General features: G+C 68.2%; 17 protein-coding genes. 7 read left to right on the forward strand and 10 right to left on the reverse strand.

Annotation, left to right across the window (positions count from 1 at the left end; translation table 11 throughout):
- Nucleotides 1-9: 9 nt before the first annotated feature.
- The gene (locus E3O50_RS12950; RefSeq protein WP_134449492.1) at nt 10-1,428 is read left to right on the forward strand and encodes a class II fumarate hydratase; all 1,419 of its coding nucleotides are present in this window, start codon (nt 10-12) and stop codon (nt 1,426-1,428) included.
- 80 nt (nt 1,429-1,508) lie between these two features.
- Here the strand turns inward: E3O50_RS12950 and E3O50_RS12955 are convergent, their stop codons facing one another.
- The 3 genes from E3O50_RS12955 to E3O50_RS12965 form a co-directional block, all read right to left on the reverse strand.
- Nucleotides 1,509-2,807, reverse strand: coding sequence for a PhoH family protein (locus E3O50_RS12955; protein WP_241975185.1), 1,299 nt, complete (start codon nt 2,805-2,807; stop codon nt 1,509-1,511).
- Nucleotides 2,808-3,053: 246 nt separating this feature from the next.
- Nucleotides 3,054-4,175 carry an aminotransferase class V-fold PLP-dependent enzyme gene (locus E3O50_RS12960; RefSeq protein ID WP_134558102.1) on the reverse strand — a complete coding sequence of 374 codons (1,122 nt, stop codon included), beginning with the start codon at nt 4,173-4,175 and terminating at the stop codon, nt 3,054-3,056.
- Between the two features lie 8 nt (nt 4,176-4,183).
- Complete coding sequence (locus E3O50_RS12965) at nt 4,184-4,969, reverse strand: isoprenyl transferase (protein WP_134449490.1); 786 nt, start codon at nt 4,967-4,969, stop codon at nt 4,184-4,186.
- Nucleotides 4,970-5,037: 68 nt separating this feature from the next.
- Here E3O50_RS12965 and E3O50_RS12970 point away from each other — a divergent pair, with 68 nt between their 5' ends.
- Entirely contained in the window at nt 5,038-5,793 is a 756-nt protein-coding gene (locus tag E3O50_RS12970) for a hemolysin III family protein (protein ID WP_134449489.1), read from the forward strand.
- On the opposite strand, the gene E3O50_RS12975 is transcribed toward E3O50_RS12970, so the two are convergent.
- Both E3O50_RS12975 and mca read right to left on the reverse strand, forming a co-directional pair.
- Complete coding sequence (locus E3O50_RS12975) at nt 5,784-6,086, reverse strand: hypothetical protein (protein ID WP_134449488.1); 303 nt, start codon at nt 6,084-6,086, stop codon at nt 5,784-5,786. The two genes, E3O50_RS12970 and E3O50_RS12975, sit on opposite strands and share 10 nt — an antisense overlap.
- A complete protein-coding gene (gene mca / locus E3O50_RS12980; RefSeq protein ID WP_174774567.1) occupies nt 6,083-6,946 on the reverse strand; it encodes a mycothiol conjugate amidase Mca in 864 nt (287 codons plus the stop codon). The genes E3O50_RS12975 and mca overlap by 4 nt, the downstream gene beginning before the upstream one ends.
- Before the next feature lie 69 nt (nt 6,947-7,015).
- Here mca and E3O50_RS12985 point away from each other — a divergent pair, with 69 nt between their 5' ends.
- A complete protein-coding gene (locus E3O50_RS12985) occupies nt 7,016-7,447 on the forward strand; it encodes a DUF4307 domain-containing protein (protein ID WP_134558103.1) in 432 nt (143 codons plus the stop codon).
- Nucleotides 7,448-7,591: 144 nt separating this feature from the next.
- A complete protein-coding gene (gene greA, locus E3O50_RS12990) occupies nt 7,592-8,083 on the forward strand; it encodes a transcription elongation factor GreA (RefSeq protein ID WP_134449486.1) in 492 nt (163 codons plus the stop codon).
- Nucleotides 8,084-8,179: 96 nt separating this feature from the next.
- Here greA and ilvA read toward each other — a convergent pair whose 3' ends face one another.
- On the reverse strand, nt 8,180-9,415 hold the full coding sequence (ilvA, locus tag E3O50_RS12995) for a threonine ammonia-lyase (protein WP_134449485.1): 1,236 nt from the start codon (nt 9,413-9,415) through the stop codon (nt 8,180-8,182).
- Nucleotides 9,412-10,755 carry an AI-2E family transporter gene (locus tag E3O50_RS13000; protein WP_134558104.1) on the reverse strand — a complete coding sequence of 448 codons (1,344 nt, stop codon included), beginning with the start codon at nt 10,753-10,755 and terminating at the stop codon, nt 9,412-9,414. Before E3O50_RS13000 ends, ilvA begins: the two co-directional genes overlap by 4 nt.
- Before the next feature lie 59 nt (nt 10,756-10,814).
- Between E3O50_RS13000 and E3O50_RS13005 the strand changes: the two genes are divergently transcribed.
- Nucleotides 10,815-12,026, forward strand: coding sequence for a crosslink repair DNA glycosylase YcaQ family protein (locus E3O50_RS13005; RefSeq protein WP_134558105.1), 1,212 nt, complete (start codon nt 10,815-10,817; stop codon nt 12,024-12,026).
- Between the two features lie 9 nt (nt 12,027-12,035).
- Here E3O50_RS13005 and E3O50_RS13010 read toward each other — a convergent pair whose 3' ends face one another.
- Together E3O50_RS13010 and E3O50_RS13015 are read right to left on the reverse strand one after the other, a co-directional pair.
- Entirely contained in the window at nt 12,036-12,920 is an 885-nt protein-coding gene (locus tag E3O50_RS13010) for a M48 family metalloprotease (protein WP_134449482.1), read from the reverse strand.
- A 12-nt stretch (nt 12,921-12,932) separates the two neighbouring features.
- The gene (locus tag E3O50_RS13015; protein WP_134449481.1) at nt 12,933-13,499 is read right to left on the reverse strand and encodes a LemA family protein; all 567 of its coding nucleotides are present in this window, start codon (nt 13,497-13,499) and stop codon (nt 12,933-12,935) included.
- A gap of 171 nt (nt 13,500-13,670) precedes the next feature.
- Between E3O50_RS13015 and E3O50_RS13020 the strand changes: the two genes are divergently transcribed.
- Together E3O50_RS13020 and E3O50_RS13025 are read left to right on the forward strand one after the other, a co-directional pair.
- Nucleotides 13,671-14,477, forward strand: a complete 807-nt coding sequence (locus tag E3O50_RS13020) for an ABC transporter ATP-binding protein (protein ID WP_134449480.1) — start codon at nt 13,671-13,673, stop codon at nt 14,475-14,477.
- The gene (locus tag E3O50_RS13025) at nt 14,474-15,208 is read left to right on the forward strand and encodes an ABC transporter permease (protein WP_134449479.1); all 735 of its coding nucleotides are present in this window, start codon (nt 14,474-14,476) and stop codon (nt 15,206-15,208) included. The genes E3O50_RS13020 and E3O50_RS13025 overlap by 4 nt, the downstream gene beginning before the upstream one ends.
- A 56-nt stretch (nt 15,209-15,264) precedes the next feature.
- On the opposite strand, the gene E3O50_RS13030 is transcribed toward E3O50_RS13025, so the two are convergent.
- A partial coding sequence (locus tag E3O50_RS13030) for a family 1 glycosylhydrolase (RefSeq protein WP_134564569.1) occupies nt 15,265-15,827 on the reverse strand: 563 nt, incomplete at its 5' end.

The following is a 15,827-nucleotide window of genomic DNA, read 5'->3' on the forward strand; positions in this document are numbered from 1 at the left end:
TTACACACAGTGGTGCAAAAAACCGCAGATGCCGGCTACCGAATCGAACACGACACGATGGGCGAGGTGCAGGTTCCCGTCGACGCCCTCTACGGCGCCCAGACCCAGCGGGCCGTTGAGAACTTCCCGATCTCCGGCTCCGTCCTCGAACCCGCGCAGATCTCGGCCCTCGCCCGCATCAAGAAATCCGCCGCCCTCGCGAACGCGCAGCTCGGGGTGCTCGACGGCGACATCGCCGAGGCGATCGCCGGAGCAGCAGACGAGGTCATCACCGGTCTCTACGACGACCAGTTCCCGATCGACGTCTACCAGACCGGCAGCGGCACCTCCTCGAACATGAACATGAACGAGGTGCTCGCGACCCTCGCCACCCGCACCCTCGGCCGCCCGGTGCACCCGAACGACCACGTCAACGCCTCGCAGTCCTCGAACGACGTCTTCCCCACGTCGGTGCACCTCGCCGTCACGAGCGCGCTCATCGACGACCTCATCCCCGGGCTCGACCACCTCGCCGTCGCCCTCGAGGCCAAGTCGGTGCTCTGGGCCGATGCCGTCAAGGCCGGCCGTACCCACCTGATGGACGCGACCCCGGTCACCCTCGGCCAGGAGTTCGGCGGCTACGCCCGCCAGATGCGGCTCGGCATCGAGCGCATCCGCAGCGCCCTCCCCCGCGTCGCCGAGGTGCCCCTGGGCGGCACTGCAGTGGGCACCGGCATCAACACCCCCGCCGGCTTCCCCCAGCTCGTAATCGAGCTCCTGGTCGCCGAGACCGAGCTTCCCGTGACGGAAGCGCGCGACCACTTCGAAGCGCAGGCCAACCGCGACGGCCTCGTCGACGCATCCGGTGCCCTGCGCACCATCGCGGTCAGCCTCACCAAGATCTGCAACGACCTGCGCTGGATGGGCTCCGGCCCCAACACCGGCTTCGGCGAGCTGCAGATCCCCGATCTTCAGCCCGGCTCCTCGATCATGCCCGGCAAGGTCAACCCGGTCATCCCCGAGGCCGTGCTGATGGTCTGCTCCCGCGTGATCGGGAACGACGCGACCGTGGCATGGTCGGGCGCGTCCGGCTCCTTCGAGCTCAACGTGGCCATCCCCGTGATGGGCACCGCGCTGCTCGAGTCGATCCGCCTGCTCTCGAACGCGACACGGGTGCTCGCCGACAAGACCATCGACGGGCTCGAGGCCAACCTCGACCGGGCGAAGGCCCTGGCCGGCTCCTCCCCCGCCATCGTGACGCCGCTCAACCGGGTGATCGGCTACGAGGCCGCGGCGAAGGTCGCCAAGCACGCGGTCGCGCACGGCGTCCCGGTGCGCCAGGCCGTCATCGACCTCGGTTTCGTGGAACGCGGCGAAGTCACCCTGGCCCAGCTCGACACGGCCCTGGACCTGCTCAGCATGACGCGTCCCCCCGCGCGCACCGCCTAGCCCCGGTACCTTTCCGGTCGAGGGCGCCCTTTCCGCGGGTCACTCTCGACCGGAAAGGGCACCTTCGCCGGAACGCGGGGTCAGTTCGGGTCGTTGCCCTCGAGCATCTCGGTGACGAGCGCGGCGATCGCGCTGCGCTCCGAGCGGGTGAGCGTCATGTGGGCGAACAGCGGATGCCCCTTGAGCGTCTCGATCACGGATGCGACGCCGTCGAAGCGGCCGACCCGGAGATTGTCCCGCTGGGCGACGTCGTGGGTGAGGACCACCCGCGAGTTCTGCCCGATGCGACTGAGCACCGTGAGCAGCACGTTGCGCTCGAGGGACTGCGCCTCATCGACGATCACGAACGCGTCGTGCAGCGAACGGCCCCGGATGTGGGTGAGCGGCAGGACCTCGAGGATCCCCCGCTCGAGGACCTCTTCGAGCACGTTCTCGGACACGAGCGCGCCGAGGGTGTCGAAGACCGCCTGGGCCCACGGGCTCATCTTCTCGCTCGCGTCACCGGGCAGATAGCCGAGTTCCTGGCCGCCGACCGCGTAGAGCGGGCGGAACACCATAATCTTGCGATGCTGCTGGCGTTCCAGGACGGCTTCGAGTCCCGCACAGAGCGCGAGCGCCGACTTCCCCGTCCCCGCTCGCCCTCCCAGGGAGAGGATCCCGATCTCAGGGTCGAGCAGCAGGTCGATCGCCAGGCGCTGCTCCGCCGACCGGCCCTTGAGGCCGAACAGGTCCCGGTCGCCGCGCACGAGCCGCATTTCGCCCTTGCCGGTGACCCGGCCGAGCGCCGAGCCGCGGTCAGAATGGACCACGAGGCCGGTGTTGATCGGCATGTCCTGCACCAGACGGGTGTTGAGCACCTCGTTGTCGTAGAGTTCGGTGATCTGGTTCGACCCGAGAGTGATCTCGTCCATCCCCGTCCAGCCGGAATCGACCGCGAGCTCGTGTCGGTACTCATCCGCGAGCAGGCCGATCGATGCCGCCTTGACCCGCAATGGCAGGTCCTTGGAGACGACCGTGACGGCGAGACCGTCGTTGGCGAGGTTCATCGCGACCGCGAGGATCCTCGAATCGTTGTCGCCGAGTTGCAGGCCCGAGGGGAGCACCGACATGTTGGAGTGGTTCAGCTCGACACGCAGGCTGCCACCCTCTCCGACCGGGATCGGGAAGTCGAGGCGTTCATGCTTGACACGCAATTCGTCGAGGAGCCGGAGGGCCTGGCGGGCGAAGTACCCGATCTCCGGGTCGTTGCGCTTGGATTCGAGTTCGGCGATCACGACGACCGGCAGCACGATGGCATGCTCGGCGAACCGGAAGATCGCCTTGGGATCCGACAGGAGGACCGAGGTGTCCAGCACGAAGGTGCGCTCGGTTTGCTTGATGTCGGAAGCCGTCTGGTTCGAACCCTGATAGTCGGTCTGATTAGCGGTCACAACCACTCCCACCCCGTGCCTCGAAAGGCGCGGATTGTGTTGGCGAGCTGGCCACGGGGGTTCTCGAGCCGTACTTATGTGGCCGTCTCGATCAGGCGCCGTACCTGATGGGGATGACGCTACTTACACTCGGTGAATATCGGAAGTGCGACACACACATTGTCACCAGACGTTAATGGGCGCGGCATCTGGGACTCAGTAAATGGCCGCCGTCGCATACGACGTGAATGCCCCGCGCAGCATGTCCACGGTTTCGACGCTGAGCACGGCGTGGGCGCTGAGCCGCACCCGGCCGTCGCGGGTCGTTGCGGTGATCCCGTGGTTGTGCAGGGCGATCGTGAGCGTGTTGAGCTGGGCGGGAGGGGGCTCGAGCACGAGGATCCCGGCCCGCTCGCGTTCATCCCTCGGCGACACCACGGGTACCGCGTACTCGTCGGCGAGGTCGATCAGTTGCGACACGTTGTCCGCGACCGCGGCCTCGATGTTATGAATGCCCGTCACGGCAATCTCTTCGAGAGCCGCGGAGAACCGCGCCTGCGCGATCGCGTCTCCATTGCTGACCCGGAATGCGCGGGCGCTGTGGCTGGGCGGGAGCACCTCGTCCCACGGCTCGGCAACGTCCGTTCCCGCGAAGCCCGAGAACACCGGAACGAGTCGTTCGACCGCACGGTCGCTCAGCGCCAGGAAACCGGTGCCCCAGCCCGAGCGCACCCATTTCTGGCCACCGGATGCGACGACATCCGCCATCTCATAGGCTGCGTCGGTGACACCGAAGCCCTGGATCGCGTCAACGATCAACAGACGGTCGCCGATCACCTGGCGGATGCCGTCGAGGTCCACCCGGAATCCGGTCCGCGAGTCGACGAGGCAGACCGCGACGGCGACCGTCGCGGGAGTGAGCTGCTCGCGGATCTCGCCGGGGGTCACCCTGCCGTGCTCGGTCCCCAGCCAGATCGGGGTCACGACGCGCAGGGCCTCAGCCGCGCGCACGGCAGCAAAGGGGACGGTGGGGAAATCGCCGGGCGAGAGCAGCACGCCCCCGGTCAGGCCGAACATGGCCTGCATGATGCCGGTCGTCGTGTTCGGCTCGCAGACGACCTGGTCGGCCCGGAAACCGGTCACGGCGGAGACGGCCTCGCGCATCCGCTCGTCCTGCTGGAAGAGGTGGTCGAGGCTGCCGAAGCGGGCGCGGGACAGGATCTCGGTCTGGCCGAGGCTCTCGGCCACCACCGTCGCCGAGAGCGGTCCGACGCGGCCGTAGTCGAGGTAACCGGGCTCCTCGACGAACCCCGCGGCATAGGCATCGATCTCGGTCATCCGGTCTCCTAGCTTCCGAAGCGGCGCTGGCGTTTGGCGAAGTCGCGCAGGGCGCGCAGGAAGTCGACCTGGCGGAGGTCGGGTCCGAGCGCCTCGACGAAGTAGAACTCGCTGTGGGCGCTCTGCCAGAGCATGAAGTCGCTGATCCGCTGCTCACCGGAGGTGCGGATCACGAGGTCGGGGTCGGGCTGGCCACCGGTGTAGAGGTGCTGGCCGATGAGCTCGGGAGTAAGCGTCTCAGCGAGGTCCGCGAGGGTGTGCCCGTTCTCGAGGTGCGCGGCGACGATGCTGCGCATGGCGTCGGTGATCTCGGTGCGTCCGCCGTAGCCGACCGCGAGATTGATGTGCATGCCCTTCTTGCCCGCGGTGCGGGTCTCGGCGTCGCAGAGCGCCGCGATGAGCGGCGCGGGCAGGCCCTTCTTCGTGCCGACCTGCTGGACCCGCCAGTTGCGCTGGCGCGAGAGCTCCTCGGCGAGCTTGGCGATGATCTTGGTGAGCTCGGAGAGTTCCTCGCTCGGGCGGTTGGTGAGGTTGTCCGAGGAGAGTAGGTAGAGCGTGACCACCGAGATGCCGAGGTCGTCGCACCAGCTCAGGAACTCCCGCATCTTCGCCGCGCCGGCACGGTGGCCGTGTGCGGCGGACTCGAGCCCGAGCTGCCGGGCCCAGCGGCGGTTGCCGTCGATGATCATCGCGACGTGGCGTGGCAGGTTCTCCGGCGTCAGCCCGCGACGAAGGCGGCGCTCGTACAACCGGTAGAGGATGTCGCGCGCCAAGGGGACCTGCCTCTTCTGCACGTATTTACGCTAGCCCACTCGGGCAGCCCGTGCTTCTTCCGGCATGTTCGCTGTCGTATTCTGGCTGCATGGCCGCAGAGAGCAGCACCGGGGACGACGCAACCGCACGACAGCCGCTGAAGGCGCCCGACGACGAGTTCATCCCGCAACTGCCGCTGCTCGAGTCGGAGGTGCCCCGGCCGGAGGATCTCAAGCCCACCTGGCGCGGCTGGATCCACGCGGGCACCTTCCCGGTCACGATCGTCGCGGGGATCGTGCTTCTGTCCCTCGCAGAGGGACCCGCGGCGAAGTGGAGCTGCCTCGTCTTCGTGATCAGCTCCCTGCTCCTGTTCGGCAACTCGGCGCTGTACCACCGCATCAACTGGAAGCCGCGCACGAAGCTCGTCTTCAAGCGCATCGACCACGCCAACATCTTCCTGCTGATCGCCGGTTCCTACACGCCGATCACGGTGCTCGCGCTACCGCCGTCGAAGTCCGTGCTCCTGCTCTCCCTCGTCTGGGGCGGCGCACTTCTCGGCATCGCCTTCCGGGTTTTCTGGATCACCGCACCGCGCTGGCTCTACGTGCCGTTGTACCTGCTTCTCGGCTGGGGCTCACTGATGTTCATCGTCGACTTCTTCCAGGCGAACGCCGCGATGATGACCCTCATCATGATCGGCGGCCTGTGCTACTCGGTCGGCGCTGTCATCTACGCGCTCAAGAAGCCCAACCCGTTTCCCGGGGTCTTCGGGTTCCACGAGATCTTCCACAGCCTGACCGTTGTCGCGTTCCTCTGCCACTGGGCGGCGATCCTGATCATCGCCACGCATCCGCTCTACCCCTGAGGCTGCTGGGTCTCCCGCGGGGTGGATGCCTCACCCGGGTGCGTCTCCGCCTCGACGCGGGCAGCGAGTTCCGCCTGCAGGCGCTCGGCGATCTCCGCGCGATACGTCGTGCGGCGGATGCGGCGGACCAGATCGAAGCCGAGCAGCACGACGGCGACCACGACGAAGAGGATCGCCAGGAAGCCGGCGGGCCCCGGCGTGACGGTGTCGGGGTTGAATTCGGGCGGCGGCGTGTTGGCGAGCATGAAGCCCGTCACCGCGTCGACGAGGTGCGGGAACAGGACGGCGCTCATGCCTCGTCCCGGATACCGGCGAACAGATCTGATTCAGGCATGACCGTTTCAACTTTCGATTCGACGAGCTGGAAGTCCTCGTACGGCCACGCCTCACGGATGAGGTCGTTCGGCCAGAAGAAGAAGCTGCTCGTGGGGGAAACCTGGCTCGCGTGGGCCCGCAGCGCCGCGTCCCTCGCGTCCAGGAAGTCGCCGACCGGAACGTGGGTCGTCGCCAGGGCCGGGTAGTTCTTCATCCAGTCGCGGGCCTCCCCGAGCGGCTCGAGCAGCGGGGACTCCGGTTCCTTGACGCTCAGCAGCAGGAAGAGGGCATCGATGCGTTCGAGGTTGAAGATGCGATCGTAGTAGAGCTTGTCGATCTGCCATGGTTCCCCGTCACCCGGGTACCGGGTGGGGTCCGCGGCGGCGCGATACGCGGCCATCGAGACCTCGTGGCAGCGGATGTGGTCCGGGTGCGGGTATCCGCCGTTCTCGTCGTACGTGATCAGGACCTGGGGGCGGAATTCGCGGATGATCCGCACGAGCGGTTCCGCGGAGAACTCGAGGTCGATGGTCGAGAAGGAATTCGGCGGGACCGAACCGTCTTCGTTCATCCCGGAATCCTGGTAGCCGAGCCACCGGTGTTCGATGCCGAGGGCCTGCTGCGCCTGGCGCATCTCCCGTCGGCGCAGGCCGGCCATGTCTCGCTCGGCCATCGCCGTGTCTGCGAGGGCGTCGTTGAGGATGCTGCCGCCCTCTCCGCCCGTGCAGCTCACGACCATGACCTCGGCGCCGCGGCTCCGGTAGTACGCATAGCTCGCAGCCCCCTTGCTCGACTCGTCGTCGGGATGGGCGTGAACGGCCAGGAGGCGCAGTGTCATCGGACTCCTCAGAAATGGCGGATAACCTAGGGACAAGACTAATCGTTGAACCGTGAGTGTGGAGTCTGAGTGACCGGCAGCAGGAACGTCGACAGCGGTACCCGCAGCGAGGGCCCCCTGGATTCCCGGTACGGTCGCGCCCCGAACCGGCGCCTGCGCGACCGTCGGTCCCTGTGGATCACCGCCGGGGCCTTCGCCGTCGTGCTGGTGGGCTGGGTCGTCTGGGTCGGGCTCGGCGCCTCCCAGCCCCTGCTCGAAACCAGGGACATCCGCAACGTCGTCCAGGACGACCGGAACGTGACGGTGACCTTCGAGGCCTCCATTCCGGTGGGGTCACCGGCGAGTTGCGCGGTCGAGGCGCTCAACCAGAGCTTCGCGGTCGTAGGGTGGAAGGTGATCGACCTGCCGCCGAGTGACCAGTATTCACGTACGTTCACGGAGCAGCTACTGACGAGCGAGGCCGCCACCACCGGATTGATTTACCGGTGCTGGCTGACCTAGACTGACGTATTCGCCCCGACGTTCTTCGCCGGGGCGAGCGTTGTTTTCCTGCTGCGATCCGCCCGGAATCACGCACACAACACCGCACGATCACGCACATCCGGTACCACACGCATGACTCGAGCATGAGGAGGAGACCCACCCATGACTACTGAAACCACCGTCACCTGGCTGACGCAGGAGGCGTACGACCGCCTCGCCTCCGAGCTGGAGGCCCTGAGCACCGTCGGCCGGATCGAGATCGCGAAGAAGATCGAATCCGCGCGTGAAGAGGGCGACCTCAAGGAGAACTCGGGGTACCACGCGGCGAAGGACGAACAGGGCAAGCAGGAGGCGCGCATCCGCACGCTCATCGTGCTGCTCCGCAACGCCGAGGTCGGCCACGCCCCCGAGAGCAAGGGCGTTGTCGAGTCCGGAACCGTGATCACCGCCACCATCGCCGGTGACGAAGAGCGCTTCCTGATCGGCAGCCGCGAGATCGCCGGCGACAGCGACCTCAACGTCTACAGCGAGCAGAGCCCGCTCGGCGCCGCGATCCTCGGCCTCAAGGTCGGATCGAAGACGAGCTACACCACCCCGAACGGCAAGGAAATCGCCGTGGAGATCTTCGCCGTCGAAACCTGGGGCGGCGACTAGCAGCATCCGCGGCAACTGTGGCCGTTACGGTCGACTGCGCCCCGTGCACGGGCCGCAGTCGACCGTAACGGCCACAGTCGTCCCGCGACGCGACCCTCAGTCGATCTGGGGGTCGTAACCGGCCGAGGTGAGTACGTCGACGACGTGCTGGCGGTGGTCGGGGCCGCGGGTCTCGACGCTGACGTTGAGTTCGACCTCGCTGATCTGCAGTCCGACGCCGTGCCGGGTGTGCAGGACCTCGACGACATTGGCGTGCGCTTCGGCGAGCAGCTCGGAGATGCGGGCGAGCTGTCCGGGGCGGTCCGGCAGCATGATGCGCAGGGTGAGATACCGACCGGATGCCGCAAGGCCGTGGCTGATGACACGCTGCATCAGCAGGGGGTCGATATTGCCCCCGCTGAGGATCGCAACGGTGGGGCCATCCGGGGTGACCTTGCCGGCCAGGATGGCTGCGACCGCGACGGCGCCGGCCGGTTCGACGACGAGCTTCGCGCGTTCGAGGAGCACGAGAAGCGCACGGGCGGTGTCGTCCTCTGTGACGGTGACGATCTCGTCGACCACGTCCCTGATGATCTCGAAGTTGAGCAGCCCCGGCTTCGCTACGGCGATGCCGTCGGCGATCGTCGGCAGGATCGGCACCTCGATCGCCTTCCCCGCCTCGATGGATGGCGGGTAGGCGGCGGCGTTGGCGGCCTGCACGCCGATGATCCGGATCGTGCGACCGTCGAGGAGCGCCTTCTGCTTCAGCGCGCTCGCGACGCCGGAGATGAGTCCGCCGCCGCCGATCGGGACGACGACGGTGTGCAGGTCGGGAACCTGGTCGAGGATCTCGAGGCCCAGCGTTCCCTGGCCGGCGATCACGTCCGCGTGGTCGAACGGCGGGATCAGGATCGCACCGGTCTCCGCGGCGTACGCCGCGGCGGCAAGCAACGGCTCGGCGACCGTACTGCCCCGGAGGATGACGTGCGCGCCATAGTCCCTGGTGGCCTGGAGCTTGGGCAGGGCGACGCCGACGGGCATGAAGATCGTGGCCTTGATGCCGAGCTCGCGGGCGGCGAACGCAACGCCCTGGGCGTGGTTCCCGGCCGAGGCCGCCACGACGCCGTGTTCCTTCTCCTCGTCGGTGAGCTTCGAGAGGCGGTTGTACGCTCCACGGATCTTGTACGAACCGGTGCGTTGCAGGTTCTCGCACTTGAGGTGCACCTCGGCGCCGAGGACCGCGCTCAGGTAGCGGGAGCCTTCCATCGGGGTCACGGCGGCGACCTGGGAGACCACGGCGCGGGCGGCTTCGAACTCGGCGAGGCTCGGCCCGACGAGGGACAGGTTGGTCATGGGGTGCCTTCGGTAGTGGTCGTGCTGGACGGATTTCTTCTGGTCCTGGTGAAGCCGGGTCGTTGCGGGACGGTCCGCCACAGCGGCGATCCGGTACCCCGCGGAACGTCAGGGAGGTCGGCACGCCAACTGCCGCCCTGAATGTAGTTGATCATGACATTGAGCACGGCCGCGACCGGAACCGCGAAGAGCGCCCCCGGGATCCCGGCGAGCAACGAACCCGCAGCGACGACGAGCACAACGCCGAGCGGATGCACCTTGACCGCCGTTCCCATGATGAGTGGCTGGAGGACGTGCCCTTCGACCTGCTGGACCAGGAGCACGACCCCGAGCATGGCGAGCGCGATCGGCCAGGAGTTGAAGAGCAGAGCGATCACGACGGCGACGGCGCCGGTCGCGACGGCGCCCACGATCGGGATGAAGGAACCGAGGAAGACCAGGACACCGATCGGGATGGCGAGCGGGACGCCGAGCAGGAACGCGCCGAGCCCGATGCCGAGGGCGTCGATCGAGGCGACGAGGATCTGCACCTTCGCGAAATTGCCGAGGGTGGTCCAGCCGGCCAGCCCGGCGCCGTCGATCGCCGCCCGTGCCCGCCTCGGGAAGATCCGCACGATCCAGGCCCAGATTCCGGGGCCGTCGATCAGGAGGAAGAGCAGGCTGAAGAGCGTGAGCAGCAGCCCGGTGAGACCGTGGCCGAGCGAGGTGCCGAGCGAGAGTGCGCCGCTCAGGAAGACCTGGCTGTCGGCCTGGATCGCCGCAAGCGCCTGCTGCAGGTAGTCGTTGATCTGCGGTTCCGTGAGGTGCAGCGGTGACGCGAGCAGCAACGCCTTAAGGTCGCCGTAGGAGCCGGCGAGCCGGTCGCTGAGGCCGGAGAGGCCGCCGGCGAGCTGGGTCGCCGCGAGCGTGATCAGGGCGGCAGGGACGAGGAGAGTGGTGAGCACCGCGACGGCGATGGCCAGGCCCTTGGGCCAGCGGTGCCGCACGAGAAAGGAGACGAAGGGCGCCACGATCGAGGAGACCAGCACGGCGATGAGCAGCGGGATGACGATGAGCCGGAGCTGCACGACGACGAACAGGAAGACGGCGATGACGGCGAAGACGGCGAGGAGCCGCCACGACCACGCGCCGGCGAGCCGGATTCCCGCCGGGACGTTCTCATCGACGCCGTTCGGCGGAGCAGAGACGACGGCGATCGCTGCCGCTCCGGCCCGTTCTCCGGCCGCGGTGCGAGCTCCCGTACCTGGCCCGCTGCCGGGCTCCCGGCCGATCGGGGCGGCACGTCTGCGCCGCCCGGTGAGGAGTGCGCTCCAGCCCGGCCTACCCGCGGATTCCGTCATCGGACCAGTCTAGGCAATCGGAGGCAGTCACTGTCCCCGGTCCTCGCTAGGGTCGAGGAATGGTCCAGTCCCTCTCCCCCGCACTCGCCAGGCGCGTGGCCCTGGCCGCCCAGGGATTCGGGCGTCCCGTCCCGGCCGTCCCCGGCATCCGCCAGCTGGACGCCCTGGTGACGCGGCTCGGCCTGTTGCAGATCGACTCGGTCAACGTCTTCGAGCGCAGCCATTACCTGCCGGCCTTCAGTCGGCTCGGCGGCTACGACAAGGCGCAGCTCGACCGGCTGACCTTCGCTGTCGGCAAGCAGGCCCGCTATACCGAGTACTGGGCGCACGAGGCCTCGTTCGTGCCCCTCGAGAGCTGGCCGCTGTTCGCCTGGCGGATGGACGATTTCCGCGAGCGGTCGGCGCGGACGCCGGGCGCCTGGTCGCAGGGCAACCGGCCGATGCTCGACTGGCTGCTCGCGGAACTGGCCGATAGGGGCCCGTTGCCGGCGAGTGCGATCGAGCACGACGCGAACAAGCGCAGCGGCCCGTGGTGGGGCTGGTCGGACGTCAAGAGCGGTCTCGAGACGCTGTTCCGCTGGGGCGACGTCGTCACCGCGGGCCGCAGCCGGTTCGAGCGGGTATACGCGCTGCCTGGACAGGTTCTTTCCCAGGAGCTTCTGGCCCGCCGGGTGCACCGGGACGATGCACATCGCGAACTCGTCCGCCGGTCGGCGCGGGCGCACGGCATCGGCACGGCGAAGGACTTCGCCGACTACTTCCGCCTGAAGACGCCGGCGACTCTCGTCGCGATCCATGAACTCGAGGACGCCGGCGAGCTGATCCCCGTCGTCGTGCCCGGCTGGGGCCCGGGTGGCACGCCCGGTGCCGCCTGGCTGCACCGGGACGCCCGGCTGCCGCGGTCCCTGGACGCCGCGGCGGTGCTCTCGCCGTTCGACCCCGTGGTCTGGGACCGGGCCAGGGCTCTCCGCCTGTTCGGATTCCACTACCGCATCGAGATCTACACCCCCGAACCGAAACGGGTCTTCGGGTACTACTCGCTGCCGATCCTGCTCGGCGACACCCTCGTCGGGCGCGTCGACCTCAAGAACGACCGGCAGGCAGGCGTGCTGCGCGTTCAGGCGGCCTGGGCCGAAGCGGATGCCCCGGCCGACACCGCAGAACGCCTCGCGCCGGTGCTGCGCGCGACCGCCCTCTGGCAGGGACTCACCGAGATCACGGTCGCGCAGCGGGGTACCCTCGCGCCGGCGCTCGCCGCCCTCCTCGCCTGAGCGCAGTCGTCAGAACTTGTTGCCCATGGCGTGCAGGCGGTCGATCCGGTCCTCGATCGGCGGGTGCGTGCTGAACAGCTTCGCCATCATGCCGGGCTTGAGCGGGTTCGCGATCCACAGGTGCGCCATCGACGTGTTCTGCTTCTGCATCGGGCGCCCGTAGGTCTCGAGCTTGGCGAGGGCGCTCGCAAGGGCATCCGGATGCCGCGTCGTCAGCGCGCTCGTGGCATCGGCGAGGTATTCGCGCTGCCGGGAGACGGCGAGCTGCACCATGCTGGCGACGAGCGGTGCCACGATCATCGCGACCAGGCCGAAGACCATCACGACGGGGTTGCCGTTGTTGTTGTTATTGCGACCGAAGAACGCCATCCGCAGGAACATGTCGGAGATGAAGCCGACCGCGACGACGAGGCCGAACACGACCATCGACACCCGGATGTCGTAGTTGCGCACGTGCCCGAGTTCGTGGGCCATCACGCCCTCGAGCTCGGAGTCATCCATGATGGCGAGCAGGCCCGTCGTCGCGGCGACGATCGCGTGCTGCGGGTCGCGCCCGGTCGCGAACGCGTTCGGCGCGGGGTCGTTGATGATGTAGATCTCCGGCATCGGTGTTCCGGTCGTGATCGAGAGGTTCTCGACGGTGTTCCAGAGCCGCGGATGCTCCGCCTTGCTGTTCACCCGGATGCCACCGCTCATCGCGATCGCCTGACGCCCGGCCGCGAAGTACTGCACGAGGGCGTAACCCGCGGCGACGACGATCGTGAGGATCAGGATGCCGTAGCCGCCGCGACCGTAGACGGCGTTGGCAATCCAGCCGAGCCCGGCGATGATCCCCAGGAACAGGATGATGATGAAAACGGTGTTGCGCTTGTTCCGCGCGATCGCACTGTACATCTGTACCTGCCGCTAGAACTGGACGCGAGGCGGCTCCGCGATGGCTGCGGAGTCGGTGACCTCGAAGAAGTCGCGCTGGGTGAATCCGAGGTTCTTCGCGATCAGGTTGTTCGGGAAGACCTGGATCTTCGTGTTGAGCTCCCGCACCCCGCCGTTGTAGAAGCGGCGCGACGCCTGGATCTTGTCCTCGGTGTCGACGAGCTCGGCCTGCAGCTGCAGGTAGTTCTGGCTGGCCTGGAGCTGCGGGTACGCTTCCGCGACCGCGAAGATGCTGCGCAGGGCGGACTGCATGTGGTTCTCGGCGGCCGCGGCATCCGCAGGGGTCGTCGCACTGATCGACTCGGCGCGGGCCTTGGCGACGTTCTCGAAGACCGCCTTCTCGTGCGCCGCGTAGCCCTTGACCGTCTCGATGAGGTTCGGGATGAGGTCGGCACGCCGCTTGAGCTGCACCGTGATGTCGCTCCACGCTTCGTCCACCCGCACCTTGAGGGTCACGAGGGAGTTGTACGTCGCCCAGAAGTAGATTCCGACGATGACGACAAGCACAACAACGATGAGTAGCGGGATGAGCCATTCCATGGCAGCGTCTCCTTGTATTTCAGCGGTGCGAGCGAGCGGGCCGCGGCGGCATACGAACAATGGTGCCATCATAACGACGCCGCCTGACACTCTCATCCGCTTCCCACCAGACTCCAAGAAACACCCCCGATCCATGGTTCTTTCCGGCCGAACCGGCGAATAATCAAAGGCATGAGCCATCTGTCTGCGCCCGCGGTCCACGTGACGGACCTGTTCGCCCGCCGGGGCAGGCATCCGGTGCTGCACGGGTTGAGCCTCACGGTGCCCCGCGGCCTCGTCGTGGGCCTGATCGGGCCGAGCGGATGCGGCAAGACGACCCTGATGCGCTCGATCGTCGGCGTCCAGCTCGTGCAGTCCGGGGAGGTCACCGTGCTCGGCCGCCCCGCCGGCTCCGTCTCGCTCCGGAACAGGGTCGGCTATGTCACGCAGGATGCGAGTGTCTACGACGACCTCACCGTGCGGCAGAACCTGAGGTACTTCCGGTCGGTGCTCGGCGCCCCCGCGAGCGATGTCGACCGGGTGATCGACGCGACCGACCTGGGAAGATATGCCGGCCAGCTGGCGGGTTCGCTCTCCGGCGGCCAGCGCAGCCGGGTGTCGCTCGCCGGCGCCCTGCTCGGGTCCCCCGAGCTGCTCGTGCTCGACGAACCCACCGTCGGCCTCGACCCGGTCCTCCGGGTGGAGCTCTGGGAGCTCTTCCACCGGCTCGCGGCCGGAGGGACGAGCCTGCTCGTGTCGAGCCATGTCATGGACGAAGCGAGCCGCTGCGACCGGCTGCTCCTGATGCGGGACGGTGAGATCCTCGCAGACGACACCCCGGCCGGGCTGCTCGCGTCGACCGCGACCGACGACGTCGAGGCGGCGTTCCTGAGCCTGATCCGGCGGCATCCGTCGCCAGAAGACCCGCAAGCCGATGACCCGTCGTCCGAAGGCCGGCCGACCGGGACCGGGTCGACCGGATTCGATGGTGCGCTGTGAACCCGCGCCGTACGCTCGCAACGGCCGGACGGGTGCTCGCCCAGATCCGGCACGACCCCCGCACGATCGTGCTGCTCCTCGTCGTCCCGAGCCTGCTGATCGGCCTGGTGGCGTGGATCTTCTCCGACACGCCCGTGTTCGACAGGATCGGGCCGGCGATGATCGCCCTGTTCCCGTTCATCGTGATGTTCCTCGTGACGAGCATCACGACCCTGCGGGAACGCCGCACCGGGACGCTGGAACGGCTGCTCTCGATGCCGCTCGGCAAGGGCGACTTCATCCTCGGCTACACCCTCGCCTTCGGGCTGCTCGCGGTGCTGCAGTCCGCGGTCGCGGTCGGGTACGCGGTCTGGGTCTGCGGCCTCACGATCGCCGGTTCGGTCTGGTTGCTTCTCGCGGTCGCCGTCGCCGACGCGGTTCTCGGCACGACCTTCGGGCTGCTCGCGAGCGCGTTCGCCCGCACCGAGTTCCAGGTCGTGCAGTTCATGCCCGCGCTCGTGTTCCCGCAGATCCTGCTCGGCGGTATCTTCCTCCCCCGCGACCAGCTTCCGGACGCCCTGCGGATCATCAGCGACTGGCTTCCGCTCTCGCACGCGATCGACGCCCTCCAGGCGGTCGCCTCGAATTCGCAGGACGCCGCGTACATCGGCGGCGAACTGCTCATCATCGGGGCGTGGATCGTGGGAGCGGTCGTCGTCGGCTCGATCACGCTCCGCCGCCGCACCCCCTGACCCATCCCCCGCCGCGGATTTCGGCGGGCGGGAAACGGGCGGGAACCGGGCGCCGGTCAGCGGGCGGCGAGCACCTTCTGGAGCCAGCGGTACGAGGACTTCGGCGTGCGCTTCCGCTCGGGGTCTGCGAAGTCGACCCGCACCAGGCCGTAACGCTGGGTGTAGCCCGCGGTCCACTCGAAGCCATCGAGCAGCGACCAGACAAAGGCCCCGCGCAGGCTGACCCCCGCCGCCGGCTTGCCCGGTGCAACGGCGTCGAGTGCGACGACGAGGTGTTCGGCGAGGTAGTCGATCCTGGCCGGGTCGTCGACGGCGCCGCGGCTGTCGACCTGGTCAGGGAAACTCGCTCCGAGGCTCGTGAGGTACACCGGCGGGAGTGCGTCGCCGTACCGGGTCGCGAGCTCGGCGATGGCGACGCCGAGGTAGTCCGGCGCGATCGCGCGTCCCGCCCCCGTGACCGTGAACTCGCGGAACGGGAGCACGTGGAACGGGAAGGAGACCACGGGCGCGTTCTCGTCGACCCTGCCTGCGTTCGCGGCGGTCCGCGGCCCGACGCCCGAGCCGGCGGCACCCGGTCCGCCAGGGCCGCCCGCCCGGCTCGCCGGCCCGCGGGAGCCGG

The organism is Cryobacterium sp. MDB1-18-1 (assembly GCF_004402735.1).
Taxonomy (GTDB): Bacteria; Actinomycetota; Actinomycetes; order Actinomycetales; family Microbacteriaceae; genus Cryobacterium; species Cryobacterium glucosi.